This window comes from Streptomyces coryli, assembly GCF_011044975.1.
Classification (GTDB): Bacteria; Actinomycetota; Actinomycetes; order Streptomycetales; family Streptomycetaceae; genus Streptomyces; species Streptomyces coryli.
In genome coordinates, this window is the sequence record NZ_JAAKZV010000585.1 from 1 (window position 1) to 718 (window position 718).

Below are 718 nucleotides of genomic sequence, written 5' to 3' on the forward strand. Positions count from 1 at the left end.
CAGCAGCGGTACACCGTGCCGGGCGGGAGGCGCCCGGCACGGTGTACCGCTGCTGGCCGGAGGCGGAGCACGGGCGGCTCCCCCGCTATCCGTCGCCGGAGATCGCGGTGGCGGACCTGACTGCTTTCGCGCTGCAGGCGGCGTGCTGGGGCGACCCGGAGGCCCGCGACCTGGCCCTGCTGGACGCCCCGCCGGCCGGCGCGATGGGCGCGGCCCGCGGCACGCTGCGCGCGATCGGCGCGCTGGACGAGTCCGGCCGGGCCACGCGCCGAGGTGAGGCGCTGTCCCGTCTCGGCGTCCATCCGCGGCTGGCGCGGGCGCTGTTGGACGGCGCGGCCGAGGTGGGCGCGCGGGCGGCGGCGGAGGCGGTGGCGCTGCTCAGCGACGAGCCGCCGCGGGATTACGGGGATGACTTGGCGGCGGCGCTGCGCAGGGCCCAGCGGGGGCAGGACGCGTACGCGTCGCGCTGGCGCACGGAGGCGCGCCGGCTGGAGCGGGCAGTGCGGGACGCGGAGGCGCGACCGGCCGAGGGCGGGAGGCAAGACTCCCCGTCACCCGTACTCACCGCGGAGCCGGGGGGTGCAACGCGCGTCGGCAGGGCGGGTGTTAGGGCTCCCGAGAGCGCAGCGCCGCAGGGGGACCGGCCATGGCCCACGAGCTCCTCGGCAGCCGAACGCAGCCACGCTGGGCAACGTCATGCGACACAGGAAGGGGCTGT

Annotated in this window: 1 pseudogene; it reads left to right on the plus strand. The window is 78.1% G+C overall.

Annotated elements, in window-relative coordinates:
- Window positions 1-718 (plus strand): annotated as a pseudogene (locus G5C51_RS42320) (ATP-dependent helicase HrpB); the annotation flags it as partial.